Annotated in this window: 20 protein-coding genes and 1 tRNA gene; 14 read left to right on the top strand and 7 right to left on the bottom strand. The window is 43.9% G+C overall.

Annotation, left to right across the window (positions count from 1 at the left end; genetic code table 11):
• Window positions 1-46 precede the first annotated feature (46 nt).
• From Q5076_RS03460 to Q5076_RS03450, 3 genes are read left to right on the top strand one after another with little or no spacing between them, the layout of a single operon-like run.
• Entirely contained in the window at window positions 47-3,160 is a 3,114-nt protein-coding gene (locus Q5076_RS03460; RefSeq protein WP_303010847.1) for an efflux RND transporter permease subunit, read from the top strand.
• A gap of 2 nt (window positions 3,161-3,162) precedes the next feature.
• On the top strand, window positions 3,163-7,869 hold the full coding sequence (locus tag Q5076_RS03455; protein WP_303010846.1) for an efflux RND transporter permease subunit: 4,707 nt from the start codon (window positions 3,163-3,165) through the stop codon (window positions 7,867-7,869).
• 14 nt (window positions 7,870-7,883) lie between these two features.
• The gene (locus tag Q5076_RS03450; protein WP_303010844.1) at window positions 7,884-8,597 is read left to right on the top strand and encodes a hypothetical protein; all 714 of its coding nucleotides are present in this window, start codon (window positions 7,884-7,886) and stop codon (window positions 8,595-8,597) included.
• A 29-nt stretch (window positions 8,598-8,626) separates the two neighbouring features.
• On the opposite strand, the gene Q5076_RS03445 is transcribed toward Q5076_RS03450, so the two are convergent.
• Entirely contained in the window at window positions 8,627-10,843 is a 2,217-nt protein-coding gene (locus tag Q5076_RS03445; protein ID WP_303010843.1) for a patatin-like phospholipase family protein, read from the bottom strand.
• Window positions 10,844-11,125: 282 nt separating this feature from the next.
• Here Q5076_RS03445 and Q5076_RS03440 point away from each other — a divergent pair, with 282 nt between their 5' ends.
• The 5 genes from Q5076_RS03440 to Q5076_RS03420 all read left to right on the top strand — a co-directional run bounded on the left by Q5076_RS03440 (window position 11,126) and on the right by Q5076_RS03420 (window position 19,723).
• Window positions 11,126-12,322: an efflux RND transporter periplasmic adaptor subunit gene (locus tag Q5076_RS03440; RefSeq protein WP_303010840.1), complete on the top strand. Its 1,197-nt coding sequence runs from the start codon at window positions 11,126-11,128 to the stop codon at window positions 12,320-12,322.
• Window positions 12,323-12,341: 19 nt separating this feature from the next.
• Entirely contained in the window at window positions 12,342-15,446 is a 3,105-nt protein-coding gene (locus Q5076_RS03435) for an efflux RND transporter permease subunit (RefSeq protein ID WP_303010838.1), read from the top strand.
• Window positions 15,446-16,819, top strand: coding sequence for an efflux transporter outer membrane subunit (locus Q5076_RS03430; RefSeq protein ID WP_303010837.1), 1,374 nt, complete (start codon window positions 15,446-15,448; stop codon window positions 16,817-16,819). The genes Q5076_RS03435 and Q5076_RS03430 overlap by 1 nt, the downstream gene beginning before the upstream one ends.
• Window positions 16,820-17,065: 246 nt before the next feature.
• Window positions 17,066-18,712: a diphosphate--fructose-6-phosphate 1-phosphotransferase gene (locus Q5076_RS03425; RefSeq protein ID WP_303010836.1), complete on the top strand. Its 1,647-nt coding sequence runs from the start codon at window positions 17,066-17,068 to the stop codon at window positions 18,710-18,712.
• A gap of 117 nt (window positions 18,713-18,829) precedes the next feature.
• A complete protein-coding gene (locus Q5076_RS03420) occupies window positions 18,830-19,723 on the top strand; it encodes a glycoside hydrolase family 25 protein (RefSeq protein WP_303010834.1) in 894 nt (297 codons plus the stop codon).
• Window positions 19,724-20,003: 280 nt separating this feature from the next.
• Here the strand turns inward: Q5076_RS03420 and prmA are convergent, their stop codons facing one another.
• The 5 genes from prmA to Q5076_RS03395 form a co-directional block, all read right to left on the bottom strand.
• On the bottom strand, window positions 20,004-20,852 hold the full coding sequence (gene prmA / locus Q5076_RS03415) for a 50S ribosomal protein L11 methyltransferase (protein ID WP_303010833.1): 849 nt from the start codon (window positions 20,850-20,852) through the stop codon (window positions 20,004-20,006).
• A gap of 243 nt (window positions 20,853-21,095) precedes the next feature.
• On the bottom strand, window positions 21,096-21,608 hold the full coding sequence (locus Q5076_RS03410) for a hypothetical protein (RefSeq protein WP_303010832.1): 513 nt from the start codon (window positions 21,606-21,608) through the stop codon (window positions 21,096-21,098).
• 83 nt (window positions 21,609-21,691) lie between these two features.
• Window positions 21,692-22,105, bottom strand: a complete 414-nt coding sequence (locus Q5076_RS03405) for a hypothetical protein (RefSeq protein ID WP_303010831.1) — start codon at window positions 22,103-22,105, stop codon at window positions 21,692-21,694.
• A 13-nt stretch (window positions 22,106-22,118) separates the two neighbouring features.
• Window positions 22,119-22,559, bottom strand: a complete 441-nt coding sequence (locus Q5076_RS03400) for a hypothetical protein (protein WP_303010830.1) — start codon at window positions 22,557-22,559, stop codon at window positions 22,119-22,121.
• A gap of 15 nt (window positions 22,560-22,574) precedes the next feature.
• Window positions 22,575-22,955 carry an XRE family transcriptional regulator gene (locus tag Q5076_RS03395; RefSeq protein WP_303010828.1) on the bottom strand — a complete coding sequence of 127 codons (381 nt, stop codon included), beginning with the start codon at window positions 22,953-22,955 and terminating at the stop codon, window positions 22,575-22,577.
• 153 nt (window positions 22,956-23,108) lie between these two features.
• Here Q5076_RS03395 and Q5076_RS03390 point away from each other — a divergent pair, with 153 nt between their 5' ends.
• The 4 genes from Q5076_RS03390 (at window position 23,109) to Q5076_RS03375 (ending at window position 24,872) form a co-directional block, all read left to right on the top strand.
• Window positions 23,109-23,402 carry a hypothetical protein gene (locus tag Q5076_RS03390; RefSeq protein WP_303010827.1) on the top strand — a complete coding sequence of 98 codons (294 nt, stop codon included), beginning with the start codon at window positions 23,109-23,111 and terminating at the stop codon, window positions 23,400-23,402.
• Between the two features lie 21 nt (window positions 23,403-23,423).
• A complete protein-coding gene (locus Q5076_RS03385) occupies window positions 23,424-23,729 on the top strand; it encodes a hypothetical protein (protein WP_303010826.1) in 306 nt (101 codons plus the stop codon).
• A 303-nt stretch (window positions 23,730-24,032) separates the two neighbouring features.
• Window positions 24,033-24,101: transfer RNA gene (locus Q5076_RS03380), tRNA-Lys, on the top strand.
• A 573-nt stretch (window positions 24,102-24,674) separates the two neighbouring features.
• Window positions 24,675-24,872, top strand: a complete 198-nt coding sequence (locus tag Q5076_RS03375) for a hypothetical protein (RefSeq protein ID WP_303010825.1) — start codon at window positions 24,675-24,677, stop codon at window positions 24,870-24,872.
• A 146-nt stretch (window positions 24,873-25,018) separates the two neighbouring features.
• On the opposite strand, the gene Q5076_RS03370 is transcribed toward Q5076_RS03375, so the two are convergent.
• Window positions 25,019-25,411, bottom strand: a complete 393-nt coding sequence (locus Q5076_RS03370) for a hypothetical protein (RefSeq protein ID WP_303010824.1) — start codon at window positions 25,409-25,411, stop codon at window positions 25,019-25,021.
• Window positions 25,412-25,520: 109 nt separating this feature from the next.
• Here Q5076_RS03370 and Q5076_RS03365 point away from each other — a divergent pair, with 109 nt between their 5' ends.
• Both Q5076_RS03365 and Q5076_RS03360 read left to right on the top strand, forming a co-directional pair.
• A complete protein-coding gene (locus Q5076_RS03365) occupies window positions 25,521-25,727 on the top strand; it encodes a hypothetical protein (protein ID WP_303010823.1) in 207 nt (68 codons plus the stop codon).
• 12 nt (window positions 25,728-25,739) lie between these two features.
• On the top strand, window positions 25,740-25,892 hold the full coding sequence (locus tag Q5076_RS03360; RefSeq protein ID WP_303010822.1) for a hypothetical protein: 153 nt from the start codon (window positions 25,740-25,742) through the stop codon (window positions 25,890-25,892).
• Window positions 25,893-25,938 lie beyond the last annotated feature (46 nt).

Here is a 25,938-nt window from a genome sequence, read left to right as displayed (position 1 = left end):
GTCCGTATTAAGGAATGAACGCACCTTTTGAAAACAGGAAATACTTATGAAGAATATTATCAAATTTGCAGTAGGCAATCCGGTTACGATTTGTATGGTTGTATTGGCCCTTTTATTATTGGGAAAGGTGTCATACGACCAGTTGAGCGTGGACTTGTTGCCTGACCTGAATAATCCCCGCCTGTTTATCGAATTGAAGGCAGGGGAACGTCCTCCTGAAGAGATTGAAAAACAATTTGTGAAGAATATGGAGTCCATGGCTATCCGGCAGAGTGACGTTACGCAGGTTTCTTCCGTGATTAAGGCAGGGACGGCGCGGATTACCGTGGAATATGCCTGGACGAAGGATATGGATGAGGCTTTTCTCGATTTGCAGAAAGCCATGAACCCGTTTGCGCAGGACAAGGAGATTACCGAACTGAAAATTACACAGCATGACGCGAATCTGTCGCCGGTTGTCCTGGTGGGCATGTCTCATCAGAATATTACGGATATGGCGGAGTTGCGGAAGATTGCGGACAGTTACATCCGCAATGAGCTGATTCGTCTGGAAGGGGTTGCCGACGTGACTCTTTCGGGGGAGGAGGTGACTACGCTTACCATCCGGACCGACCCTTATAAGTTGGATGCTTTCCAATTGAAGATGGAGGATATCGCCTCGCGTATCGAGTCCAATAACCAGAGTATATCCGGAGGGCAGGTGAGTGAACTGGGTTTGCAATATCTGGTGAAAAGTTCGAGCCTGTTTTCTACGGAGGCCGATTTTGAGAATCTGATTGTCGGGTATAAGCCGGTACGGCAACAGGAAACTTCGGAGGACAATTCTTCGGAAACTGTGACGGATGCGGACAAGGCTCCTGTTTTCTTGAAAGAAATAGCGACTGTACAGTTCATGAACGCCCGTCCGGAGAACATCGTACGTATCAACGGGAAGCGCAGCATCGGTTTGTCCATTTATAAGGAAATGCGTTTTAACACGGTGAAAGTGGTCGATGAGGTGAGCAAGCGGCTGGCTGTGATAGAGGATGCTCTGCCCGGTTATCATTTTCAGGTAATCTCCAATCAGGGGACGTTTATAAAAAGTGCTATCGGGGAAGTGAAAAGCAGTGCGGTATCGGGTATCATCCTTGCTGTCATCGTCTTGTTCGTGTTTCTCCGTCGAATGGGGACAACGCTGATTGTCAGCCTTTCTATCCCGATTTCGATTGTGGCGACTTTCAATCTGATGTTTTTCAACGGGCTTACATTGAATATAATGACTTTGGGCGGCCTGGCTCTTGGGGCGGGCATGCTGGTGGATAATGCCATTGTTGTCATAGAAAGCATTTTCCGGAACCAGGAAAAGGGGAAGGGTATCAAAGAGGCTGTCATCACCGGAACCGCGGAGGTGGCGAATGCGGTCATCGCTTCTACGTTGACGACTATTGTAGTGTTTCTTCCCATTGTCTATCTTCATGGGGCTTCGGGGGAGTTGTTCAAAGACCAGGCGTGGACGGTTACTTTCTCGCTCGTGTCTTCCCTGTTTGTCGCTATTCTGGTGATTCCGATGCTATATGTCCAGCTCTCCGGTAAGAAAATAAAGATGGAGGAAGTGAAGTCTATCCGTATTACAGGATATGGCAGGATGCTCCGCCGGTTGATTCAACGCCGTTGGTGGGTGATTGGGACGGCGGTGTTATTGCTTGTCGCCACAGGTTTGTTGACTCCGTTTATCGGGACGGAGTTTATGCCTCGGACGGAAAGTAAGGTTTTTACTGCTGTTGTGAAAATGCCCGAAGGAACGCCTATGGAACGTACTGCCGCTGCCGTGGGTAATCTTGAAGAGGTGTTGTATGCCATTGTCGGGGGAGACTCTTTGTGTACGGTATATAGCCATGTAGGAGAAGGAAGCGGTTCGGAAAATGCCATATTCGAAGGAGAGAATACGGCGATAATGAAGGTTATTCTCTCGCCGGAGTGTGTCTTTTCACCGGAACAGATAACTGCCCGGTTCGTTGAGGAGGCAAGGAATCCCGACGGGCTGGAGTTGTCTATCCGCCAGGAGGAAAATTCTTTGAGTTCGCTTTTGGGCAGCGAAGGGGCGCCTATCGTGGTGGAAGTGAAAGGAGAGGAACTGGATGAGATAGCGCGGATTACCGGGGAGGTGAAGGAACGGATGCTTGGAGTAGAGGGGTTGTATGATGTGGTGACTTCCGTTGAGGACGGTGCGCCGGAAGTGGTGATTTCGGTAGACCGTACTGTTGCCGGTATAAATAATTTGAGTGTCGCTACGGTAATCGAACAGTTAAAGCAACAATTGAGCGGTAAGGAGGTGGGCAAAATGGAATATCGCGGGGAGATGCGCGATATTGTGATTAAAGTGCCGGATATATCGCTGGGTGCTCTCGGAACGCTTGTTATCAGAAACGGCACGCAAGAATTTCTGTTGCATGAGGTTGCTACGATTGCTTACGGACAGGCGCCGAAGGAAATTTTGCGCCGTAACCAGAGCCGCATTAGCAGGATAATGGCTAATATGGAGGCGGGGAAGTCGCTTGACAAAGTGGCGGAAGAAGTCCGTCTGGCGGTTAAGGATATTGATTTGCCTGCCAATTATAATATCACGGTGACCGGGGAGGAGGAAAAACGGCAGGAGTCTATGCACAGCTTGCTGTTTGCCTTGTTGCTTTCCGTTGTGCTTGTTTATATGGTGATGGCGTCGCAATTCGAATCGTTATTGCATCCTTTTACGATTCTGCTGACTATTCCGTTGGCAGTGGTGGGGGCTGTCTTGCTTTTCTTTATTACCGGAACAACCATTAATATGATGGGAGTCATCGGCATCGTGATGCTGGGCGGTATTGCCGTCAATAACTCCATCATTCTGGTAGACCGTATCAACCAGCTCGGGCAGGCGGGCATGGAACTGGCGGATGCTATCGTGGAGGCGGGGCAACAGCGTATTCGCCCCATCATCATGACTACGCTGACTACGATTCTGGCGATGCTTCCGATGACGTTCGGTTTCGGGGAAGGTGCTTCCCTTCGTTCGCCGATGGCGATTGCCGTCATAGGAGGGCTGATAACTTCGACTTTGATGAGCCTGATGGTTATCCCATGTGTTTATTATGTCCTTGAAAAAATAAAAAGGCGTGTCAATCACCGAACTAAAAAGAATTGAAGATGAGCTTTTTATTACATAGGAGAATTACGATTTGCATGCTGTTCATTGCGCTTAGCCTTTTGGGGTATGTGTCTTATAAGCAGCTTCCGGTGGAGTTGTTGCCTGACGCGGAACTTCCGGTGCTGTTTATCCAGGTGTCGTCGCAACAGGATATGGACCCTTCGTATGTGGAGTCGGAGGTGGTTATTCCGCTTGAAGGTGCGGTCAGTACGATAGGCGGGGTGGACAAGCTGCAATCTTATATAGACAGGCGGCAGTCGAGCATACAGGTCGATTTTAAGAAGAATGTCAATTTTAAGATGACTTCTCTTAAATTGCAGGAGAAGGTGAACGAGGTGGCGGCTTCTTTTCCCAGCGGTTTTACCGTGCAGGTGCAGAAAGTGGACATTGCTCAGATGAACAATAATTTTATGGTGCTTCAGGTGCGCGGCATGGGAGGGGCGGACCGTGTCCGGAATTTGGTGGAAGATAATATTCTTCCCGACCTGGAGAACATAGACGGTGTGGTATCTGTCAATATCTATGGAGGACGGCAAAAGGCGATTGAAATCCGTCTCAATCCGGAGGCATGCAAAGCGTTGAACCTTACTCCGGCTAAAATCAGCACTCTGCTTTCGCAGAATACGCAGGAAAAAACGTTTGTCGGTTTTGCCAATGAACCGGACAGTAAGAATTTTGTCCATGTCAATGCGATGTACACGGAGGTCTCCGAGCTGGAAAATATTGTGGTGGCTCCCGGACCTGTTCTGTTGAAAGATGTGGCGACCGTGTTTTTCGATTTGAAAGATGAAACCACTTATAGCCGTGTCAATGGAAAGGAGGCTGTTTCCGTGACGCTGCTCAATGATTCGCAAGTCAACCTGATTGAGCTTTCTCATCGCGTTTCCGATGTGATTGGCAAATTGAACGAGAAGTTGGTTCCGCTCGATTTGGAAATTGTGGTCCAGGAGAATAAGGCTGAAATTATGGAGGATAATATCAATCAGATTATTAATCTGGCGCTAGTGGGCGGATTGCTGGCTGTTTTAATCCTCTGGCTTTTTCTGAAAAACATACGGTTGGTGTTCTTCATAGCGCTTTCCATCCCGATTTCAGTCTATACGGCTTTCAACTTTTTTTATGCTTCCGGCATTACGCTCAATAGCCTTACTTTGGTCGGAATGGCGCTCGCTATCGGGATGTTGCTGGATAATAGCGTCGTGGTGCTTGAGAATATTTACCGTTTGTCCGGAAGCGGTTGTACGCCCGAACGTTCGGTTACTCAGGGGACCAAAGAGGTGTGGCGTTCTATTGTGGCAGCCACGTTGACTACGGTCACCGTATTCTTGCCGTTCGTTTTTTCCGATAATTTCCTGATAAAACTGATTGGGCATCATATCGGGGTGTCTATCATATCCACGCTGACTGTCTCGTTGTTTGTGGCTCTGCTTTTCATTCCGATGGTTACTTATGTTATCCTGAAAAGGAAAAAAGGGCGGAGTCTCGTTTATGAGAAGGTTTCGGTTGTCCAGCGACCGATGCAGGTTTATCTGGTTTTGTTGAAAACTTGTATGCGTAATCCAGGAATTACCATATTCGGAGCCGTGATTTTGCTTTTTGCCACTTTGATTTTGTCGCTGACTTTGAATGTGCAGCAGATGAAGGAAATTGATTCGGACCGTTTTAACATAAGTGTCGTGATGCCTACCGGAAGCACACTTGACAACACGGACAAAATCGTCAGGGTACTGGAAGAGCGTCTGGCGGATTTCCCGGAGAAAAAAGACTTGATTTGTCGTGTCCGGGAGAAAGAGGCGACTATTACTCTCGTTTTGCAGAAAGATTATCAAAAGATAGGCAAGCGGAAAATAACGGATATCAAGTCGGATGTCCAGTCTAAGGTATCGAACATCAACGGAGCGGAAATCTATGTCTCCGATGCTATGGGAGGGGGACAGGAGAATTCTGCTTTGAGCAGTCTCGGCGGATTTATGCGTTTGCTGGGTATCGGTGATAACAGTGAACGGGTGGTGGTGAGAGGTTCCGATTTTGAAATGATGCAGATGGTGGCTGAGGAGATACGCTATTTACTGGATGAGCAGGAGTTTGTGCAGCATACCCATGTTTCGTACACTCCTCGCCAGGCGGAAATCAACCTGAATTTTGACCCGATTCTGCTGACTGCTTATGAAATCAACCGTACTGATATAACTTCCGGATTGACGGCACTTAATAATGAGCTCTCTTCGGAGGTGGCTTTTAAAGTGGGAGAGGATAAGTATGATATCATCATCCGCGACGAGATTCGGGAAGAGGAGACGGAAGAAGGACGGGAGAAAGTCCAGAGGACGAAGACGGTGGATGACTTGCGGGCGGTCCGGATTGAAAATGAAAAGGGAGGAATGCATAATCTGGAAGATATAGCGTCTATGAATTATGGCCGCGGGCGTTCGCGGATTATACGTGTCAACCAGGACAAGCAACTCGAGGTGTATTATAATTTTTCAAAGAATGTGCAGTCTTCGAAAGAGTTGCTGGAGACTTACCGGTCTGATGTGGACCAGTTGATTGCCGGTTATAATCTTCCGTCCGGCGTCGCTTTGCAGGTGTTTCATGAGGAAGACCAGTTCGGGGATTTCAAATTTCTCATTCTGGCGGCTTTTCTTCTGATTTTCATGATACTTGCTTCTGTGTTCGAATCCGTGGTGACTCCTTTTGTTTTGCTCTTTACGATTCCGTTGGCTGCTATCGGTTCTTTATTGGCGTTGTTGCTTTCAAGCAATAGTTTGATGAACGCGAATACGCTGACCGGATTTCTGATTCTGTTGGGGGTAGTTGTCAATAACGGGATTATTCTGATAGATTATGCCAATATTTTGCGTAAAAGGGGATATCGCCGGAACCGGGCGTTAATGGTTGCGGGCATGTCGCGTATCCGTCCGATTCTGATTACTTCAATCACGACGATTGCCGCCATGCTTCCGTTGGCTATGGGAGACACGGAGTATGCCGGAGCCATTGGGGCTCCTTTTGCCATCACGGTAATCGGCGGACTTCTTTTCTCGGCTTTATTAACGCTGATTTTAATTCCTACTGTTTGTATGGGGTTGGAGAATGTGCTTCAATGGTATCGTTCGTTATCCCGTAAGATGTGGCTTTTCCACTTTATTCTTTTTGTACTCGGCGTCGCCGGTATCTGGTTGTATGCGGAAGGGGCGCTTTGGCAGTCGGTCTATTTTGTCGTATTGGTTGCAGGCATACCGGGCATGACTTATTTTGCGCAGACTAGTCTCAGAAGGGCGAAATCGGAAGTGATAGCTCCGGGTGAAGAGATACGTATATCTGTCAGGAACTTGGTTAAGATATATGATTGGCCGGGCCGTTTCAGCCGTCAGTGGCACAGCGGCTTGCAGATACGTAAACGGTTGGGATTGACCGGCGAGTATCGTTCCCTGAAAGATTTTACCAATGTGTTGTGGCAATTCGGCATATTGGTATTCGGCATTTATTTCACTTATTTCTTTATTCAGCACAGGCTTTGGATATTCTTGTTCTCGTTCGCTATTTACGCTTCGGCGTTGTATCTGTGGAGAAAGATACGTTCTTATTTATACGAGCGTTATGAGAACAGCAGGGGAGTGAAGATTGCAAACCGCTTGATATTCTGGGGGCTTCCTCCTGTCATCTTGTTCGAACTGTTCAGGAAGATGGATAATAACGGTTTGGTTGTCATGATTGGAGGGTTGTGGCTGATGGGGATTGCCGTTTATGTCACCTCCCAGTATTTATATGACCGTAATATAAACATTGAACGTGTCACCGGACGGTTTGCCGGGCTTCGCCGTTCTTATTTCCGTATGGTGAAAAGCATACCTTTGCTCGGAAAACGGCGTAAACCTTTCAAAGCGTTGCGTGGGGTATCGTTTGAGATTCAGACGGGTATGTTCGGGCTTTTGGGGCCTAACGGAGCCGGGAAATCTACTTTGATGCGTATAATATGCGGCATATTCGAGCAAAGTTACGGCAGTATTTGGATTAACGGCATGGATACCCGCGTTTATAGGGAGGAACTGCAGAGCCTGATAGGATTCCTGCCGCAGGAGTTCGGCACTTACGAGAATATGACGTCGTGGGAATTCCTTGATTACCAGGCTATACTGAAAGGAATTGTGGATGAGGGCGTACGGAAGGAACGTTTGGAGTATGTCTTGAAAGCGGTGCACATGTATGAACGGAAAGACGAAAATATCGGTTCTTTTTCGGGAGGAATGAAACAGAGAATCGGTATCGCGTTGATTTTGCTCCATTTGCCGCGTATTCTGGTGGTTGACGAACCTACGGCAGGGCTCGACCCCCGCGAGCGCATTCGTTTCCGCAATTTGTTGGTGGAGTTGAGTAAAGAGCGCGTCGTCATTTTTTCTACTCACATCATCGAGGATATATCCAGTTCCTGCAACCAGGTGGTGGTGATAAACAGGGGTGAATTGAAGTATTTCGGCGACCCTGCGGATATGGTGGAAATGGCTAATGGAAAAGTATGGCAGTTCAATATAGATAAGGCGGAATTTGAAAAAGTGTTGGATAAGTCGTTGGTAATACATCATATCCAGCAAGGGGATACTATCCGTGTCCGCTATCTTTCCGTTGAACAGCCTTATGAAGGGGCCGAAAAGGTGGAAGCGAACCTGGAAGACGCTTATCTCTGCTTGTTGAAGAATATGAATTAAAAGAAAGGAAGGGTATGACATTTAATCAATTGATAAAGCTGTTGCCTAAAGTGGTGAAATATAATCTGAAGATTATTTTTGCCGGGAAGTTCTTTTGGTTTTTATTGGCGGCATTTGGATTCTTCGCCTTTTTTATGTTCCAGAGTGCGTGGAACCGGGCGGAGATTAATGAAGGGCTTATTTATAATATACTGATGTTTCCATGTTTGCTGTTGATATTTTATCCGGCTGTCTTTGGCATCCAGAATGACGAGGACAGCCGGATATTGGAGATTCTTTTCGGTATTCCCGATTACCGGTATAAAGTATGGGGAGTGCGGTTGCTGATGATTTATGTGGCTATTTTCGTTATTTTAATCGTATTTTCGTACATAGCCATCTTGCTGCTGTATCCGGTTAATCCTTTTGAAATGTCTTTGCAGTTAATGTTTCCGGTCCTTTTTTTCGGGAGTATGACTTTTATGTTTTCTACTATTACCCGGAGCGGGAACGGAACGGCGGTACTGGTGATTGTCATCGGTATTGCATTGATGTTTTTCAGCAACATGGATAGCATCAGCCGTTCTTTTTGGAATGTCCTGTTGAATCCTTTCCGTGTCCCTGACAATTTCCATCCGATGATTTGGGAAGGAATACTTGTCAAAAACCGCATATTCCTTTTTTCCGCCAGCCTGATTTGGACGATGCTAGGTTTGCTGAACCTGCAAAAACGGGAAAAGTTTGTATGATATGGAGTGTGGCTTATGATATCCCGGTGTCAGAAATAGTACCCTAAGTTCACAAAGCAACTTCCTTTGTCTGTCTGGCTGGAGTATCCCAGTGATATTTCCAACGGACCGAAGATGCTGTCCATGCCGTAACCGACACTGACACCGAATAATTGCTTTCCTTTCAGTATGTTGAAAAAACTGCTGTCTGTCAGCCCGTAGTTGCCCGTCAGCGTGAGATAATGGATAGCTCCCATGCGTTGTCTGAATTTCAGGGATGCAATCATGAGGGTATTATCCATCAGTTCCAGATTGGTAATTCCGGCAAAAGGAAGTTGCTGCGGAATGTAGAAACCGGGGACTTCGCCGCCGACGGCATTCTGCAACGGGTAGGGAAAATCTTTTCCAATCAGGATACGTCCGTAAATGGAGGGGATGACGGAAAAACGGCGGGTCACGGGAATGACGCTTGCCCATGAGGCGTTCAGGGCCGAGAATGGGGCGTGTTCGTTGTATTGCGCCATGTTGTCCGTATAGAGTGAATAGGCGGCTCTGAAATCGCTTCCTTTGGAAGGGAAGCGTCCTTTGTCATACGTATTGTACTGTACTTGGGCGAAATAGCTTAAAAAATGTTCCGATTCTACTTTCAGGTCGGATATTTCGGGTTTCTTGAACAGGAAATCTTTGTATTTGTAATATTCGAAACGGAGTCCGAAACCGAAGCGGAAGTTTTTATACCATACATCTGAGAAACCGAACTCTGCCAGATGGTATTTATAAGTGGTGTTATAGGCCCGTCCTCCTTCTTCATAGATGTTTATGTCATTATATTGGAACATGTACGAGAAGTTGAAATTACGTTGTTGCATGGGTTCGAGCGTATAGTCTATACGGGCGGCGTAACGTTTTCCCAACCGTCCCGTGAGAGACAGGCGGGAAGGGATACGGGTTTTGAGTTCCATCGTTCCGTTAATCAGCAGGGAGGCTATTTCTTCCGAATCGAAACGGATGCCGAGGTTGATTCTTTTTTCATATTTCTCTTCCAGCAGAAAGTTGAGATGGTATCCATCCGGTGTGTCCGTTAATGTGTAGCTGGCGCTGGAATAAGATTGGCTGCCCCGTAGCTGGTACAATGCCTGCTCTATCTGCTGGGTCGTGACGTAGCTGTTTTCTTTCAGGTTGCATTTCTTCATTAGCCATTTTTTATCGTCGGCTTCTACGCCTGAAAATGATATGTCCGTCACATAAACGGTACGTACATTGGACAGGGAGGAATACGGTCCGTGTTGTTTCGGAATGTAGTCTTCGGATATTCCTATTTTCTTTTTTAAGGCAAGCAGGGAGTCCCATTGTTTTCTGGCGGCTTCTTCACCTCTTCGCATCAGGGTGTCGATGGCAGCCGGGGTGAAGCTCGCGGAAGAGTATCCTTCCACGTTGACACGGATGTAGGTGTCTGTGAGATCTACATTCTTTTCATGATTCGCTTGACAGGTGAGGTCTACGATTTGTCCCAGGATATCGGGAGCGCTGTTTAATTTATCCGCTTTCTTGAGGGTGTTCTGCACGTCTACCCCGATGATGACGTCAGCCCCCATCGCTTTGACTACATCTGCCGGATAATTGTTTACAATTCCACCGTCTACCAGGACCATGCTGTCTTGCCGTACCGGAGTAAATACGCCCGGAATAGCCATGCTGGCACGCATAGCGGTTGATAAGACGCCGTCATGGAATATGACAGGCTCTCCGTTTACCACATTTGCCGCTACGCACGCAAAAGGAATGGGCAGCTTGTTGAAATTGATGGAATCATGGTAGCCCATAGTCAGGTCTGAAAAAAGACTGGCGAGGTTCTTTCCTTTGATAATGCCTCCCGAAGCGGCTTCTTTGGGATTCTTGGTAAAGGGTATCGAGACTATAAACTGTTCCGACCGTTCGCGTTCTGTCAGCGACATGGCGCTCCGTTTTATACGGTCGCTTAGGATAAATGTCCAGTCTTGCTTCCGTACCATGCTGTCCAGTTGTTCCGGAGTGTAACCTATTGCATAGAGCCCTCCGACGATGGCCCCCATACTGGTTCCGGCTATGTAATCGATAGGAATACCGGCTTCTTCGATTACTTTTAGCGCTTTGATGTGCGCCATTCCTTTTGCGCCGCCGCCGCTTAAAACTACGCCGACTTTTTTACGCTGCTCTTGTGAGTATGAGGAAAAAGGCAGTAACAGGCAGGTTAATAAAACTAATGTTGAGAGAATTTGTTTTTTCATTGGAACATGGTCTGGTGTTGATTGTATATTATAATACAAATGTAGGGGATAATTTGTTTAGTTGTTGAAATGGGAATTGAAAAAAATGTTCCAAAAGTTGGAAATGTAGATTAATTCTACATATTTTCGCTTTGTTCCCCATCTGTCCGTTTGTATGGGGAGGAAAGAAAAAATATAAGGCTTTGATTATTAGCGAATAATAAAAATGAGTAATTTTGGCATACAAATTGTACAATCGTGGGTATAACAAACATAAGTTAAATTAATTAAGTAAGATTCGATATGAGATTATTCTTTTCGAAACATGAGTTGAAACTGAGGAGAAAGAGAACCATTGCTGCTATAATCTGTATGGTAATTGTCTTAGGCGTATATTGGATACTGACCCGGCCTCAGAAGCCTGTCCCGGAGATGCCGACAGTTATTGTAGAACCGGTAGTGAAAGACGATGTGGAAATATACGGGGAATATGTAGGGCGGATTCGTGCCCAGCAGTTCGTCGAAGTGCGTGCCAGGGTGGAAGGTTATTTGGAGAATATGCTTTTTGCCGAAGGTACGTATGTGAATAAAAACCAGGTGTTGTTTGTTATCAATCAGGACCAGTATCGGGCAAAGGCCGATAAGGCCAGGGCGCAGTTGAAGAAGGACGAGGCGCAGGCGTTGAAGGCGGAACGTGACTTGAAACGTATTCGTCCGCTGTTTGAGCAGAATGCTGCAAGCCAGTTGGATTTGGACAATGCTGAGGCTGCTTATGAGAGCGCCGTAGCGACAGTGGCTATGAGTGAGGCGGATTTGGCGCAGGCTGAACTTGAATTGGGCTATACCATTGTCCGTTCTCCTTTGTCGGGGCACATCAGTGAACGAAATGTGGATTTGGGTACTTTGGTGGGTCCCGGAGGAAAATCCCTGCTTGCCACTATCGTGAAGAGTGACACGGTATTGGTCGATTTCAACATGACGGCACTCGATTATCTGAAAAGTAAGGAAAGGAATATCAATCTGGGCCAGCAGGATTCTACCCGTTCTTGGCAGCCGAACATTACGATTACATTGGCGGACAATACTGTTTATCCCCATAAGGGTTATGTGGACTTCGCCGAACCGCAGGTGGACCCGCAGACGGGTACTTTTTCCGTGCGTGCGGAGATGCCTAATCCCAAGCAGGTGTTATTGCCGGGACAGTTTACAAAAGTGAAACTGTTGCTGGATGTCCGCGAAGGCGCACTGGTTGTTCCGATGAAGGCTGTCACGATTGAAAAAGGCGGGGCGTATATTTACGCCATGCGCAGGGACAGTACGGTAGAGAAACGGTTTATCGAGCTGGGACCGGAGGTAGGCAATAATGTCGTGGTGGAAAGAGGATTGGCATGGGGCGAGAAGGTTGTCGTGGAAGGCTTCCATAAACTGACGCCGGGTATGAAGATACGTGCCGTCAAACCGGAAGAGGAGGAAGATGCTGCAGCTGGTAATGAAAGATAACGCGAAAGGAGAATAAGCGATGAAAGTGACTTTTTTTATAGACAGGCCGGTTTTCTCGGCTGTTATCTCTATCGTAATCGTGATTATCGGAATTATCGGTCTGACGATGCTTCCGATAGACCAATATCCGCAAATTACCCCTCCGGTGGTAAAAATCAGCGCTTCTTATCCGGGTGCCAGTGCGCTGACCGTATCTCAGGCGGTAGCTACTCCTATTGAACAGGAAATCAACGGTACGCCGGGGATGCTTTATATGGAATCGAACAGTTCCAATTCCGGAGGTTTCTCGGCGACGGTTACCTTTGATGTGTCGGCTGACCCGGACTTGGCTGCGGTTGAGATTCAGAATCGTGTGAAACTGGCGGAGTCCCGTCTTCCGGCGGAAGTGATTCAGAACGGTATTTCTGTGGAAAAACAGGCGCCCAGCCAGTTGATGACAATCTGTCTGACTTCTACTGACCCGAAATTTGACGAGATTTACCTGAGTAATTTCGCTACGATTAATGTGCTTGACGTGATTCGCCGTATTCCGGGTGTGGGGCGTGTTTCTAATGTCGGCAGCCGTTATTATGCCATGCAGATATGGGCACAGCCTGACAAGCTGGCGAATTTCGGGCTCACCGTACAGGATTTACAGAATGCTTTGAAGGACCAGAACCGTGAATCGGCGGCAGGGGTGTTAGGGCAACAGCCGGTAGAGGGATTGGATATTACTATTCCTATCACTACACAGGGACGTCTTTCGACGGTGGGACAGTTTGAGGATATTGTGGTACGCGCTAATACCAACGGTTCCATAATCCGGTTGAAAGATGTGGCGCGTGTGTCGTTGGAGGCTTCTTCATATAATACGGAGAGTGGAATTAACGGTGAAAATGCCGCTGTGCTTGCCATTTATATGTTGCCGGGTGCTAATGCGATGGAAGTTGCCGAAAGGGTGAAAGAGGCGATGGACGAAATCAGCGAGAACTTTCCGGAGGGCTTGAGTTATGAGGTTCCGTTTGATATGACGACTTATATTTCCGAATCTATCCATGAGGTGTATAAGACGTTGTTTGAAGCGTTGGTCCTGGTGGTTCTGGTGGTATATCTGTCTTTGCAGAGTTGGCGTGCGACGTTGATTCCGGTAGTGGCGGTGCCTATATCGTTGATTGGTACTTTCGGATTCATGCTGATATTCGGTTTTTCTTTGAATATTTTGACTTTGCTCGGACTGATTCTTGCCATCGGTATCGTTGTGGACGATGCGATTGTGGTCGTGGAAGGTGTGGAGCATATTATGGAAACGGAGCATTTGAGTCCTTACGAGGCGACGAAGAAGGCTATGGACGGGTTGGCAAGCGCTTTGATTGCCACTTCACTGGTGTTGGCTGCGGTGTTTGTCCCGGTTAGTTTCCTGAGTGGGATTACAGGACAGTTGTATCGTCAGTTTACGGTGACGATTGTTGTATCCGTACTTATTTCCACAGTGGTCGCTTTAACCTTGAGCCCTGTGATGTGTTCGCTGATTTTGAAGCCGGATGGCGGAAAAAAGAAAAATATCGTTTTCAGGAAGATTAATGAATGGCTGGGTATCGGAAGTAATAAGTATGTGGCTGCCGTGACCCGTACAATCAAGCATCCCCGCCGGGTTTTGAGCGCTTTCGGGATGGTACTGATTGCTATCTTGCTGATTCATCGCATGATTCCTACCAGCTTTCTGCCGGTGGAAGACCAGGGGTATTTCAAGGTTGAGCTTGAATTGCCGGAGGGGGCGACGTTGGAACGTACCCGTGCCGTTACGAACCGTGCCATAGCTTATCTGGAAAAGAATCCTTTCATTGAATACGTACAGAATGTTACGGGAAGCAGTCCGCGTGTCGGCAGTAATCAGGCCCGTTCCGAACTGACTGTTATTTTAAAGCCTTGGGAGGAACGGAAGAGTACTACTATCGAGAAGATTATGGATACGGTGGAAGAACATTTCAAGGAGTATCCGGAATGTAAGGTTTATTTGTCCACTCCTCCGGTGATACCGGGATTGGGTAGTTCCGGAGGTTTCGAAATGCAGTTGGAGGCTCGCGGGGAGGCTACTTTCGACAATCTGGTGGATGCGGCCGATACATTGATGTATTATGCTTCCAAACGTAAGGAACTGACCGGATTGTCTTCGTCTTTGCAATCGGAAATTCCGCAGCTTTATTTTGATGTGGATCGGGATAAGGTGAAAATGCTGGGGGTTCCTTTGGCGGATGTGTTCTCTACGATGAAGGCTTATACGGGTTCGGTGTATGTGAATGATTTCAATATGTTTAACCGTATATATAAAGTATATATCCAGGCGGAGGCTCCTTATCGCGAACATAAAGATAACATCAACTTGTTTTTCGTAAAGGCTTCCAATGGGGCGATGGTTCCGCTGACGTCTTTAGGGAACGCATCATATACTACGGGGCCGGGAAGTATCAAGCGTTTTAATATGTTTACTACCGCCGTGATTCGCGGAGCTGCTGCACAGGGATACAGTTCGGGACAAGCGATGGAAATCATGGAACAGATTGCGAGGGAGCATCTTCCCGATAACATCGGACTGGAGTGGAGCGGGCTTTCCTATCAGGAAAAACAGGCGGGAGGCCAGACCGGTATGGTGCTGGCACTGGTATTCTTGTTTGTATTCCTTTTCCTTGCCGCACAATATGAAAGCTGGACAGTTCCTATTGCCGTATTGCTTTCTTTGCCGGTGGCGGCATTGGGGGCTTACCTGGGTGTCTGGGTGTGCGGACTGGAAAATGATGTGTATTTCCAGATTGGATTGGTGATGCTGGTCGGGCTGGCGGCAAAGAATGCTATCCTGATTGTGGAGTTTGCCAAAATTCAGGTGGATAAAGGGGAAGACCTGATTCAGTCTGCCATTTATGCGGCAAGATTACGTTTCCGGCCGATTTTGATGACGTCTCTTGCATTCGTGCTCGGCATGCTTCCGATGGTATTGGCAAGCGGTCCGGGGTCGGCAAGCCGCCAGGCAATCGGTACGGGAGTGTTCTTCGGAATGATATTTGCCATTGTATTCGGTATTATCCTCGTGCCTTTCTTCTTTGTGATGGTGTATAAGACAAAGTCGAAAATTTTAAAACATAGGAACTGATGAAACGAAAAAAAATATATATTGTTCTCCTGCTGTTTGCAGGAATATTCACTTCTTGTAAAGTGGGGAAGGGGTATGTCCGTCCTGAACTTCATCTGCCCGACAGCTTGGCGAGCCGGCAGGATTCTGCCAGTTTCGGAGAGCAGGATTGGAAAGATATTTATACGGATTCTACTCTCCGCAGCCTTATTGAACGTGCTTTGGAACATAACAAGGATATGTTGATTGCCGCAGCCCGCGTGAAAGAAATGGCGGCACAGAAACGGATTTCTACCGCTGCGTTGCTTCCCGATATTAGTGGGAAAATATCAGCGGAACGCGAGTTGATAAATCATGGGGGGGACGACTTCAAGAGAGAGGATACTTTCGAAGCGCAGTTCCTTGTTTCGTGGGAACTTGACCTTTGGGGGAATTTGCGATGGGGGAGAGCGGCGAGTATCGCTGAATATTTGCAGTCGATTGAAGCACAGCGTGCACTCCGGATGACTATCGTGGCGGAAGTGGCGCAAGCGTATTACGAATTGGTGGCCCTGGATACGGAGCTGGATATTGTTAAGCAGACATTGAAAGCCCGTGAGGAGGGGGTTCGTCTGGCACGTATCCGTTTTGCCGGAGGGTTGACCTCGGAGACTTCTTATCGTCAGGCGCAGGTGGAATTGGCACGTACAGCTACTTTGGTTCCGGATTTGGAACGAAAAATTTCTTTGAAGGAAAATGACATTGCTTTTCTTGCCGGAGAGTATCCCAACCGTATTGCCCGTTCTCGTTTGCTCCAGGAGTTTAACTTCCCGGAGACTCTTCCGGTAGGCCTGCCTTCTACTTTGTTGGAACGCCGTCCGGACATTCGCCAGGCGGAACAGAAGTTGATTGCCGCCAATGCGAAAGTGGGGGTGGCTTATACGAATATGTTCCCGCGTATTGCGCTGACCGGTGGTTTTGGAACGGAGAGTACTTATCTGTCCGAACTGTTGAAGTCTCCTTATGCGATTATGGAGGGGGCTCTGCTGACTCCTATTTTTGGCTGGGGAAAGAATCGGGCAGCGTTGAAGGCGAAGAAGGCGGCTTATGAAGCCGAGGTACATAATTATGAAAAGTCCGTATTGACGGCGTTTAAGGAGGTGCATAATTCGATTGTGAATTTTAACAAGATAAAGGAGGTGTACGAATTGCGCAATAACCTGGAGCGTTCGGCTAAAAGTTATATGGATTTGGCACAGCTTCAATACATCAACGGAGTTATTAATTATCTGGATGTGTTGGATGCGCAGCGTGAGTATTTTGACGCCCAGATTAGTCTGAGTAATGCTATGAGGGATGAACTGATTGCTGTCGTACAGCTTTATAAGGCGCTCGGAGGCGGCTGGAAACAATAATCCTTTTTTTCCGGTTTTACCACAGAGGATGCAGGGGTTACGGATACTGAATATTTACGGAAATCTTTGATATGCCGGATGATATTGTCTGTTTGTAAACGCTCTGTTTCCTCTGCCTTCTTTGTAATGAAGGCGAAAAATAAAAACGGTCTTCTCTTTTATAATTCACGGAAAAATGCGAAATTTGCAACGCTTTTCAAGTTTGACAGGAAACTTACTAACACCTTTAAATAAAAAATAAAGAAAATGACTAAAAGTGCATTGCAAATCGCAAGGGCTGCTTATCAGCCCAAACTTCCGAAAGCATTGGCATCAGGAGCTGTTAAAGCCGTAACAGGTGCAGCTACTCAGTCTGTAGCCGATCAGGAAGCTATCAAAGCGTTGTTCCCTAACACTTATGGAATGCCGTTGATTACATTCGAGGCAGGTGAGTCTGTCAGCCTTCCCGCCATGAATGTAGGTGTAATCCTTTCCGGTGGTCAGGCTCCGGGCGGACACAATGTTATTTCCGGATTGTTCGATGGCATTAAGAAGTTGAATCCGGAGAGTAAACTGTACGGATTTATTTTGGGACCCGGCGGATTGGTAGACCATAACTATATGGAACTGACTGCCGATATTATTGACGAGTACCGTAATACGGGCGGTTTTGATATTATCGGTTCCGGACGTACTAAACTTGAAAAGGAAGAACAGTTCGAGAAGGGGTATGAGATTATCAAGGAATTGGGTATCAAAGCACTGGTTATTATCGGAGGCGATGATTCTAATACGAATGCTTGCGTATTGGCGGAATATTACGCCGCTAAAAACTATGGCGTACAGGTAATCGGTTGTCCGAAGACTATTGACGGCGACTTGAAGAATGATATGATTGAAACTTCTTTCGGTTTCGATACTGCTTGCAAGACTTATGCGGAAGTAATCGGAAATATCCAGCGTGACTGTAATTCCGCGCGTAAGTATTGGCATTTTATCAAATTGATGGGACGTTCGGCGTCCCACATTGCGTTGGAATGTGCTTTGCAGGTACAACCTAACGTTTGCATCGTTTCAGAAGAAGTGGAAGCGAAAGATATGTCATTGGATGATGTCGTGACATATATTGCCAAAGTTGTGGCAGACCGTGCCGCACAGGGACACAACTTCGGGACTGTATTGATTCCTGAAGGGTTGGTTGAGTTTATTCCGGCTATGAAGCGCTTGATTGCCGAGTTGAATGATTTCCTGGCTGCCAATGCGGAGGAATTCTCTCATATCAAGAAGTCTCACCAGCGTGATTATATTATCAGCAAGCTGACTCCGGAAAATTCTGCCATTTATGCAAGTTTACCGGAAGGGGTTGCCCGTCAGTTGACTTTGGACCGTGACCCGCACGGAAATGTCCAGGTGTCTCTGATTGAAACAGAGAAGTTATTGTCTGAAATGGTGGCTACCAAATTGGCTGCTTGGAAAGAAGAGGGCAAGTATGTTGGTAAATTTGCTGCCCAGCATCATTTCTTCGGTTACGAAGGACGTTGTGCTGCTCCGTCAAACTTTGACGCTGACTACTGTTATTCTTTGGGTTATACGGCTTCTATGTTGATTGCCGACGGTAAGACCGGTTATATGTCTTCTGTTCGTAATACGACTGCTCCTGCCGCCGAATGGATTGCAGGCGGCGTACCTATCACCATGATGATGAATATGGAACGCCGTCACGGTGAAATGAAACCGGTTATCCAGAAAGCATTGGTAAAACTGGATGGTGCTCCTTTCAAGGCTTTTGCCGCACAACGCGAACGTTGGGCTGTCGAAACGGATTATGTATATCCGGGACCGATTCAATATTTTGGTCCTACGGAAGTTTGTGACCAGCCGACTAAAACGTTACAGTTGGAACAAGCTAAATAATAAGTGATAAACAATTACGGTGAACGGTGGATATCATGCGGAAAATCTGCATGGTTGCTGTTCACCGTTTTATTTTACCGTCTGTTGTCCATCATTCACTGTTTACTGATTTAAGTGATGCCGCTACATAACAATCCGTTATCTGCTGTTCAAAAGAAAAAAACAAATTCTACTCCCCGGAGAAAAGGAACGGCTTTTTCTTCCAAGTCTTCCCGTGTGCCCAAGAAAGCACAAAAGAAAATAGGCTGTGTTATGCCTGTTTGGTTTCGCAATGTTCTGGCAGTGGTGATTGCAGGTTGTTTTTCCGTTATTTTCTATTATTTCTTTGTCCGTCCTTATGCTTATCGTTGGCGGCCTTGTCACGGATTAAAGGAATATGGGGTTTGTATCCCGGCAGGGTATGATATTCATGGAATTGACATTTCTCATTATCAGGGTGAAATTGATTGGCAGAGGCTTCAACGGAGTAGGGAAACAGTCATTCCTTTGCATTTTGTTTTTATAAAGGCAACGGAGGGAGGAGACCATAACGATACTGCTTTTTCGGTAAATTTTGCCAATGCCCGTAGTCACGGATTTATCAGGGGGGCTTATCATTTTTATATTCCAGGTACGGACGCCCTGAAACAGGCTGACTTTTTTATTCGTACGGTAAAGCTGGATGCCGGTGACTTGCCTCCTGTCCTTGATGTGGAAGTGACCGGAAGGAAAGACAAACGGGAGTTGCAGACTGGCATTAAACGTTGGCTCGACCGGATAGAGTCTCATTATGGAGTAAAGCCGATTCTTTATACTTCCTATAAGTTTAAAACCCGTTATCTGGATGATTCGGTTTTCAATGCATATCCTTATTGGATTGCTCATTATTATGTTGATTCCGTAAAATATCGGGGAAAATGGGATTTTTGGCAACATACGGATGTGGGAAATGTTCCCGGCATTGAGGAGGATGTGGATTTGAATGTGTTTAACGGTACATTGGAGGAACTTCAAGGATTGACAATCAAGTAATGGATGGTTTTATCGGATTATTCCGGCTGATAAAGCATTGATTTTCCAATAAATAGCCGATTAGAAAGTGTAGTGTGTCAAAACTAAGATGGACATTCGGTACAGTTACAGATTCTGACTGATAAACATAAAATAGCCGTATCATTATTCAAAAATAGAGTTGATACGGTCTTTTATTACCGGTGAAAGGTGTCAAGTTTCAGATGAAAAGCTCATTTCCTCTAAAATTGGGTTTTGACACACTGTAATAAAATGGAGGTGTTTGTTAGAAAGCGTGGGGTTATGCGCGGTAGATGAATTTTACTTCTGCCCAGCGGTTCTTTTCTTTGTAATGCACGAAAGTCAGTCCATTCTGTTCGGCTTCCTTACGGATAACGGCAATATCATCTACATAAAATCCGCTCATATATAGTTCAGACCCCGGATGCATACAGGCGACATACTGTTTCATATCATTCAGCAATATGTTCCGATTGATGTTAGCTATAATTACATCGAAGGGGCCTTTTCCGTGAAGGGATGAGGCGTCTCCTTGCGAAACGCTGATGTTGTCAACATGGTTTAATTCGATATTTTCAATTGAATTCCGTACGCACCATTCGTCAATATCAATAGCGGTACAGGGGTGTGCGCCGCGCATGCGTGCCAGGATGGCAAGGATTGAGGTTCCGCATCCCATGTCAAGCAGGGATTTGTCTTTTAATTCGCTGTCCAGCAGTTCTTCGATGATGAGGCTCGTGGTTTCATGATGGCCTGTTCCGAAAGCCATTTGCGGATTGATAACGATATCGTATTCTGCTTCCGGAACATTTTGGTGGAAAGTACTGTGAATCACACATCGGTTTTCGATAATAATCGGCTGGAAGAAATTTTTCTCCCATTCTTCATTCCAGTCTTTATCTTCGGCTTCGGTATATGTGTAGGTGATTTCAGTATCGGGTAAGGGGAACTCGCTTATTGCAGTCCGGATTGTGTTTTCGTCACATAATACTTGTTGGATATATGCAATCAGTCCGTTTTCGCATTCGACAAAGCTTTCAAATCCGACCTCACCCAACACGGCGGCCAATATGTCATTGACGGTTTCGGTACATGGGGCGGTGTGGAACGTGAACTCAAAATACTTCATAATTGTTTTTATTCTGGTAAATAATGTACAAAGATACGATAAAACAGGGTATGGAGTATCAGGTTTATTCGGGTTTTGTACCGGTAGTTGACGTATATCTTGCTAAAAAAAATGAAAATAGGGATTTCCCTATCATTTGTAGTGCAATTGTTTGAGGCATAGTTATATACCGAGTTTATTAAAAAGTGTCCGACAATAAAACGGAAGTGTGATTTTAAGTACTGTTATAAAATATCTTTTTCATTATTTAACTTTGCTAAAAGCGTTATACAATTCTTTTAATTTGGATGAATCTTTATCTTTTAGTGTAAGGTCTCTATATCCATCACTAAATGTTAGCCGCATTTTGGTTACTGTTTCGTTTGAGAGCTTTTCTAAATCACTCCCTAAGCATACAATATAAATTCCTAGTTTGCTATTAATACCATTTGGATTCCAATCCCCTGGTTTTGCTAGCGTATATTCTACGTTTTTTACTTTGATAATTCCCTCGTTCGTTTTGAGGAGCATTTCTTGCCCTTTACTACACGAGGTAACACAGTCTGTAAAGACGCGAAACTCTATCAAATCTACACAGCCTTCATGTCTTAATCTTATTCGTGTTTGATTCTTACCTGTTGCACCACCCGAGTAAATCTTTTCCCATGATGTTGTAACCACTTTCTCACCTGTAAAATCGTCTACTCTTGTGTCTACTTTTTGAGCAAAGCAAATCAATGGCATTGTAGCCAAAATTAGTAATAGTATTTTTTTCATTTATGTGTTATTGGATTATCCTATATTTCGTTCATTCTTTTGCATAGCTAATTCACCCTTTAATTTTTAAGTTGATTATTACTCTATTGTCTGTATAATTTCATTTTACTATCACTGTAATACATAATATCTCCTTCCATCTCGCAGGGGATTGTTTGATTATCTTTCTCTATTACTAAATTCACGATATTGTCATTTATAGTGTATGTACCTGATATCGTTTTTTTCCATTCATATTCTAAATCTTCATTATCATCTGAAACATTATAGATTGTGAAAGATTTCAATTTAAAGGAAATGGCAAAAAAGGGTCTTAAATAAGGAGTTCCTTCTTCAAAAGACAATCGAGTTTTGCCGTACCAATCTTTTGCAGAAGTCCATGTTGTTCCTGCTAAGTTAATATTGTCATCAGAACATGAACTAAATATAAGAACTAATAAAAATGGTAGTATAAAAAGAGTATTTCTCATTATTCTACTTACTGTATGCTGCGTCATAGATTTGATTGTTTTAGAAAATTAGTGCTATGCTACCTTCTGTTCCTTTTGCTCGCATTTGTAAATACCTACCAGCTCTCAGTTTATAGTTGATGGAAACAAGTTCGCAACAAACAGCAGCTACAAATGTAGTCGCTCCAACAATTAATAAACTTGTTTTAACCGTACTGTTTTTCTTTTCTACTACCCCTGTATGTGTATTTATCTCATATTTATCATTGATCAGAGTTGAACTGACAATTGTACCTATGGAAACAATGCTAACTCCGATTGCTGCATATTGTAGTTTTGCTGATTTTTGCAAATAAAATCCAGCGTTCTCTATATTACTTTGTGGTGGATAGTTTACTTGTAATTTTTGACTTTTGGATATCTTGATTAAATCTAATACACTTTCTTGTGCATATGTCTTGATTGTGAATAGCGTTAATACAAGTAAAATAATTGTTTTCATCGTGTTTGCTTGTTTTTATCCTATATTTCGTTCATTCTTTAACATCGCTAATTCACCCTTTAATTTTTTGTTTTCTTCCAAAAGTCGTTGAGTAAGCACTGTCTTTTCGTTAATCTCATCCTGCAAATTGGCTATTGTATATACTATGCTTTTCAGTTTTTCATATCCTGGCTCTGTTTCTTCTTTTTGTATAAGCATTGAACCTTTTCCGTGGAGTAACCAAATTGATGATATTTCCTCAAATGAGGATGAAATTGCAATTATTGTCGCAAGACTAATTTCTCTTTTTCCTATTAATTGATTATTAATAGTTGTAGGCTTTAGTCCACATTTTAGTGCAAATGCTCTTTCTGATAGTCCTGAATAGGCTATTACTTCTTTAATTCTGTTTATCATAATCAATCAAAAGTTAAATATCCACAAATAGGGATATAAAATAAGTTTTAAATTTTAATATATCCTCATTTGTGGATATATTTGCATTATAAATCAATCAATCATACAAACATACAAAAAGTGATTGATAAAACAATTTAAAAACAGAGAATTATGAGCTACAATTTATCACAAATCATGAAGTCGGCACACCGCAATTATAAGAAGGGTGGAAAAACATTTTCAGAGTGCTTAAAATCAGCATGGAGCTTCGCTAAACTTCAAGAATATTGTTCACCGGAAGCGGTTAAAGTAAGAACGGATAAATTCGTATCAGAAAGAAACGAGGCAATAAGTAAAGCGGCTAAAGCTACTCCAAGTAAGGAATACAATAATCTTAATATTCCTTCTTCTGCTTACTACAACCCTAACAGCACTCAATATGGTGCACATTATGTCGGAGATTAATAACTTATAAATATTACAATTATGGAACTACAGAATTTTTCTAAGGAACAGCTTATCGAGAGGATAGAAAAACTGTCTACGAATCTTGATAGAAGTATCGCTAATGAAGACGATTTAAAAGCGAAAGTTTTTGAGAATGAAAAAATTGTTGGTGAACTACGTGTAGAGAATGAATCATTAAAGAATGAAGTAAAAGTACAGAGAGAATCGACTAACATGTACAAAGAATGGTGGCAAAGTGAATCCAATAAACTTGCAAGGGTTAAAGAATCTCTGGATGCTGCTTCTGTTGTTCTTCGTGCAATAACAAACGAAGCTACTAAATAGCCCTCACTAAGTCAAACCAAACCGCCGGTTATCCGGTACCCAGTCCGGTCTTTGAGCCTGCCTTTGAAAGGAGACTGGGAACAACAGAGAAGAGTTCTTTGAAATTGTGAAAACATATATGGCTTACGTAGCAGGAATACGAAGCTCGTGAGAGTAGGTAGTGGGCTGTAGTAAGACGGTGGTTTGGTACATCGGAGTAGAACCGTGGTTAGCGATAAAGGCGAGGTTCAAAAAATGCCCTGCAACCGAATAGCAGAGGGTTTCGGTAAGTATATAGATATAATTAATGAAATAACATATAAGAGTGATGTAGTTCAGTTGGTAGAGCGCATGCTTTGCATGATGTCAGCGGTTCGAATCCGTTCATCACTTCAATGTTTAATTGACGTTACAACTGCGTGTGTATCTTATAAATTGCATAGGCTGTTAAACTAATAATAAAAAATAGAAATGAAATGTAGGAAATTGACTCACAAATTGCGAAGAATTTATTGCGTGGTACGGCTGGCGTTACGGTCATTTTGGAATTGTATAAGCTATAGAGGATATATTCTTCTACCCGTTTTTGAGCGTTGCGTATCATCACGTTGCTCATTGCTCGATTCTCGTATATGGTTATACACGAAAAAAGGATGGATAGTGCGTTTGAACATATTACCACCAATAGTAAAATTCGACTGCAAGCGTTGTTGGTTGAAAGATTGCTTAAAGAAACAAGTACAGCAAAAGTAGCGGATGCAACAGTCAACAGAGTGCTTTGGAGTCTGAAAGTCCATTCGATTTTTTTCTCTAAAGTTTCTTTGTAGTATGAAACTACTTTTTCTTCATTATTCATATTTTCTTGTTTTTTGGGTTAGACACTTCAAAAATAAGAAAATCCCCCGTCCCTTTTTTATTAGCGAATAATCTTGGGGCGGGGGAAACTATTAACTAATTAATAATCATATGATTCAAGTAACAATTAAAAACGATAGGAATGAGAATTTGGAAGATGCCACATTCTCATTGAGAGTAGAGAATATGCCGATAAAATCAGCTAAAATAGTAGCCGAAAAGCTTCCTGCCATGATACAGAAAGCATTTCAGGATTATGTAGATTGTAAAGTTGGGTTTAATCGAGATAAAAAGAGAGATAATGAATAAGATATTTCTTTCAAAGTCTTTCGAGAAGATTACTGATGATTTTCGGAATAATAAGATATCATTAAGTGAATATAATGAGTACTGCTATAAGATTATTACCAGAAATAATAACATAGCTTTAACTATTGGCGTATTAGCTTTGGTTATTAATGTAATAGCGATAATATTGCGGATAATATAGATACGATAATGGCTATTAGTGATAGATTAATAGCTCTCTTTGATAATATTAGTGATTTTTGGTTATAATCAATTGACGATTCATTGGCTTTATTAATAATGTCATTTTGGTATTTTGATTCTTGTTCTTGGAGAATGAGATTGTCAAAATGATATATATTAGGAATTGTATTTGCACATTTTTCGATAGGTCCATATCCTGTTCTTGTGCAAAATTCTAACTTAACTAATTGATTCATTATTGATTCTGTTAATTCTGGATTTGAGGTGATGTTATCAATATCATCTTCATCTAAAGTCTTTTTTGTATTGAGTTCCTTTATCACTATAGAGCATAGTTCATAAAATAGCTTATCCATATTACTTAATTTTTATAGTTCACCCCAAAGTTAAGTAAATCCTCCGGATAAAGCGTGATGCTGCCGATCGAATTGGTTTGGGGGAACTTTTATTTTAAAACTAATCAGTATGGAAAAGGAAATAGAAAGACGTAATGTCATTGATGTATTACGGAATATGGATATTGGTGCAGTGGAAGTGTTTCCCATCATTCAAAAACCGTCTGTAACTAATACATTGAACGCCCGGCTTTACAAAGAAAAAGCTGAAGGGATGGTATGGAAAACAAAAACTGATGTTAAGAATATGCAGTTTCTAGTAACTAGAACAGCATAAATGATTTTGTGTATGGAAGCTATTAGAGGTGAGATGGCAGAAATATTACTTGATAATATTCTTCGTGTGTTTTCATCGGAAATATTCGGAAAAGATTTTTCTGCTAGTATAGTAGGCGGTGAGGAAAAGTTGAAAAAACTCATCCAGGAAGGTAAGATAACGTGAGTTCGACGAATTGTAAGTACTTGAAAATTTGGTGATTAGCGAAAAT

Origin of the sequence: uncultured Bacteroides sp., from assembly GCF_958445495.1 — a bacterium.
GTDB lineage: Bacteria > Bacteroidota > Bacteroidia > Bacteroidales > Bacteroidaceae > Bacteroides.
This window is presented reverse-complemented; position numbering and strand designations above follow the sequence as displayed.

Coding starts and splice junctions, on each gene's coding strand:
- Q5076_RS03440 (WP_303010840.1), top strand. CDS start 11,126: ATGAGATTATTCTTTTCGAAACATGAGTTGAAACTGAGGAGAAAGAGA.
- Q5076_RS03410 (WP_303010832.1), bottom strand. CDS start 21,608: ATGAAAAAAATACTATTACTAATTTTGGCTACAATGCCATTGATTTGC.
- Q5076_RS03375 (WP_303010825.1), top strand. CDS start 24,675: ATGATTCAAGTAACAATTAAAAACGATAGGAATGAGAATTTGGAAGAT.
- prmA (WP_303010833.1), bottom strand. CDS start 20,852: ATGAAGTATTTTGAGTTCACGTTCCACACCGCCCCATGTACCGAAACC.
- Q5076_RS03390 (WP_303010827.1), top strand. CDS start 23,109: ATGAGCTACAATTTATCACAAATCATGAAGTCGGCACACCGCAATTAT.
- Q5076_RS03450 (WP_303010844.1), top strand. CDS start 7,884: ATGACATTTAATCAATTGATAAAGCTGTTGCCTAAAGTGGTGAAATAT.
- Q5076_RS03460 (WP_303010847.1), top strand. CDS start 47: ATGAAGAATATTATCAAATTTGCAGTAGGCAATCCGGTTACGATTTGT.
- Q5076_RS03360 (WP_303010822.1), top strand. CDS start 25,740: ATGGAAGCTATTAGAGGTGAGATGGCAGAAATATTACTTGATAATATT.
- Q5076_RS03365 (WP_303010823.1), top strand. CDS start 25,521: ATGGAAAAGGAAATAGAAAGACGTAATGTCATTGATGTATTACGGAAT.
- Q5076_RS03370 (WP_303010824.1), bottom strand. CDS start 25,411: ATGGATAAGCTATTTTATGAACTATGCTCTATAGTGATAAAGGAACTC.
- Q5076_RS03430 (WP_303010837.1), top strand. CDS start 15,446: ATGAAACGAAAAAAAATATATATTGTTCTCCTGCTGTTTGCAGGAATA.
- Q5076_RS03420 (WP_303010834.1), top strand. CDS start 18,830: ATGCCGCTACATAACAATCCGTTATCTGCTGTTCAAAAGAAAAAAACA.
- Q5076_RS03405 (WP_303010831.1), bottom strand. CDS start 22,105: ATGACGCAGCATACAGTAAGTAGAATAATGAGAAATACTCTTTTTATA.
- Q5076_RS03400 (WP_303010830.1), bottom strand. CDS start 22,559: ATGAAAACAATTATTTTACTTGTATTAACGCTATTCACAATCAAGACA.
- Q5076_RS03435 (WP_303010838.1), top strand. CDS start 12,342: ATGAAAGTGACTTTTTTTATAGACAGGCCGGTTTTCTCGGCTGTTATC.
- Q5076_RS03385 (WP_303010826.1), top strand. CDS start 23,424: ATGGAACTACAGAATTTTTCTAAGGAACAGCTTATCGAGAGGATAGAA.
- Q5076_RS03445 (WP_303010843.1), bottom strand. CDS start 10,843: ATGAAAAAACAAATTCTCTCAACATTAGTTTTATTAACCTGCCTGTTA.
- Q5076_RS03425 (WP_303010836.1), top strand. CDS start 17,066: ATGACTAAAAGTGCATTGCAAATCGCAAGGGCTGCTTATCAGCCCAAA.
- Q5076_RS03395 (WP_303010828.1), bottom strand. CDS start 22,955: ATGATAAACAGAATTAAAGAAGTAATAGCCTATTCAGGACTATCAGAA.
- Q5076_RS03455 (WP_303010846.1), top strand. CDS start 3,163: ATGAGCTTTTTATTACATAGGAGAATTACGATTTGCATGCTGTTCATT.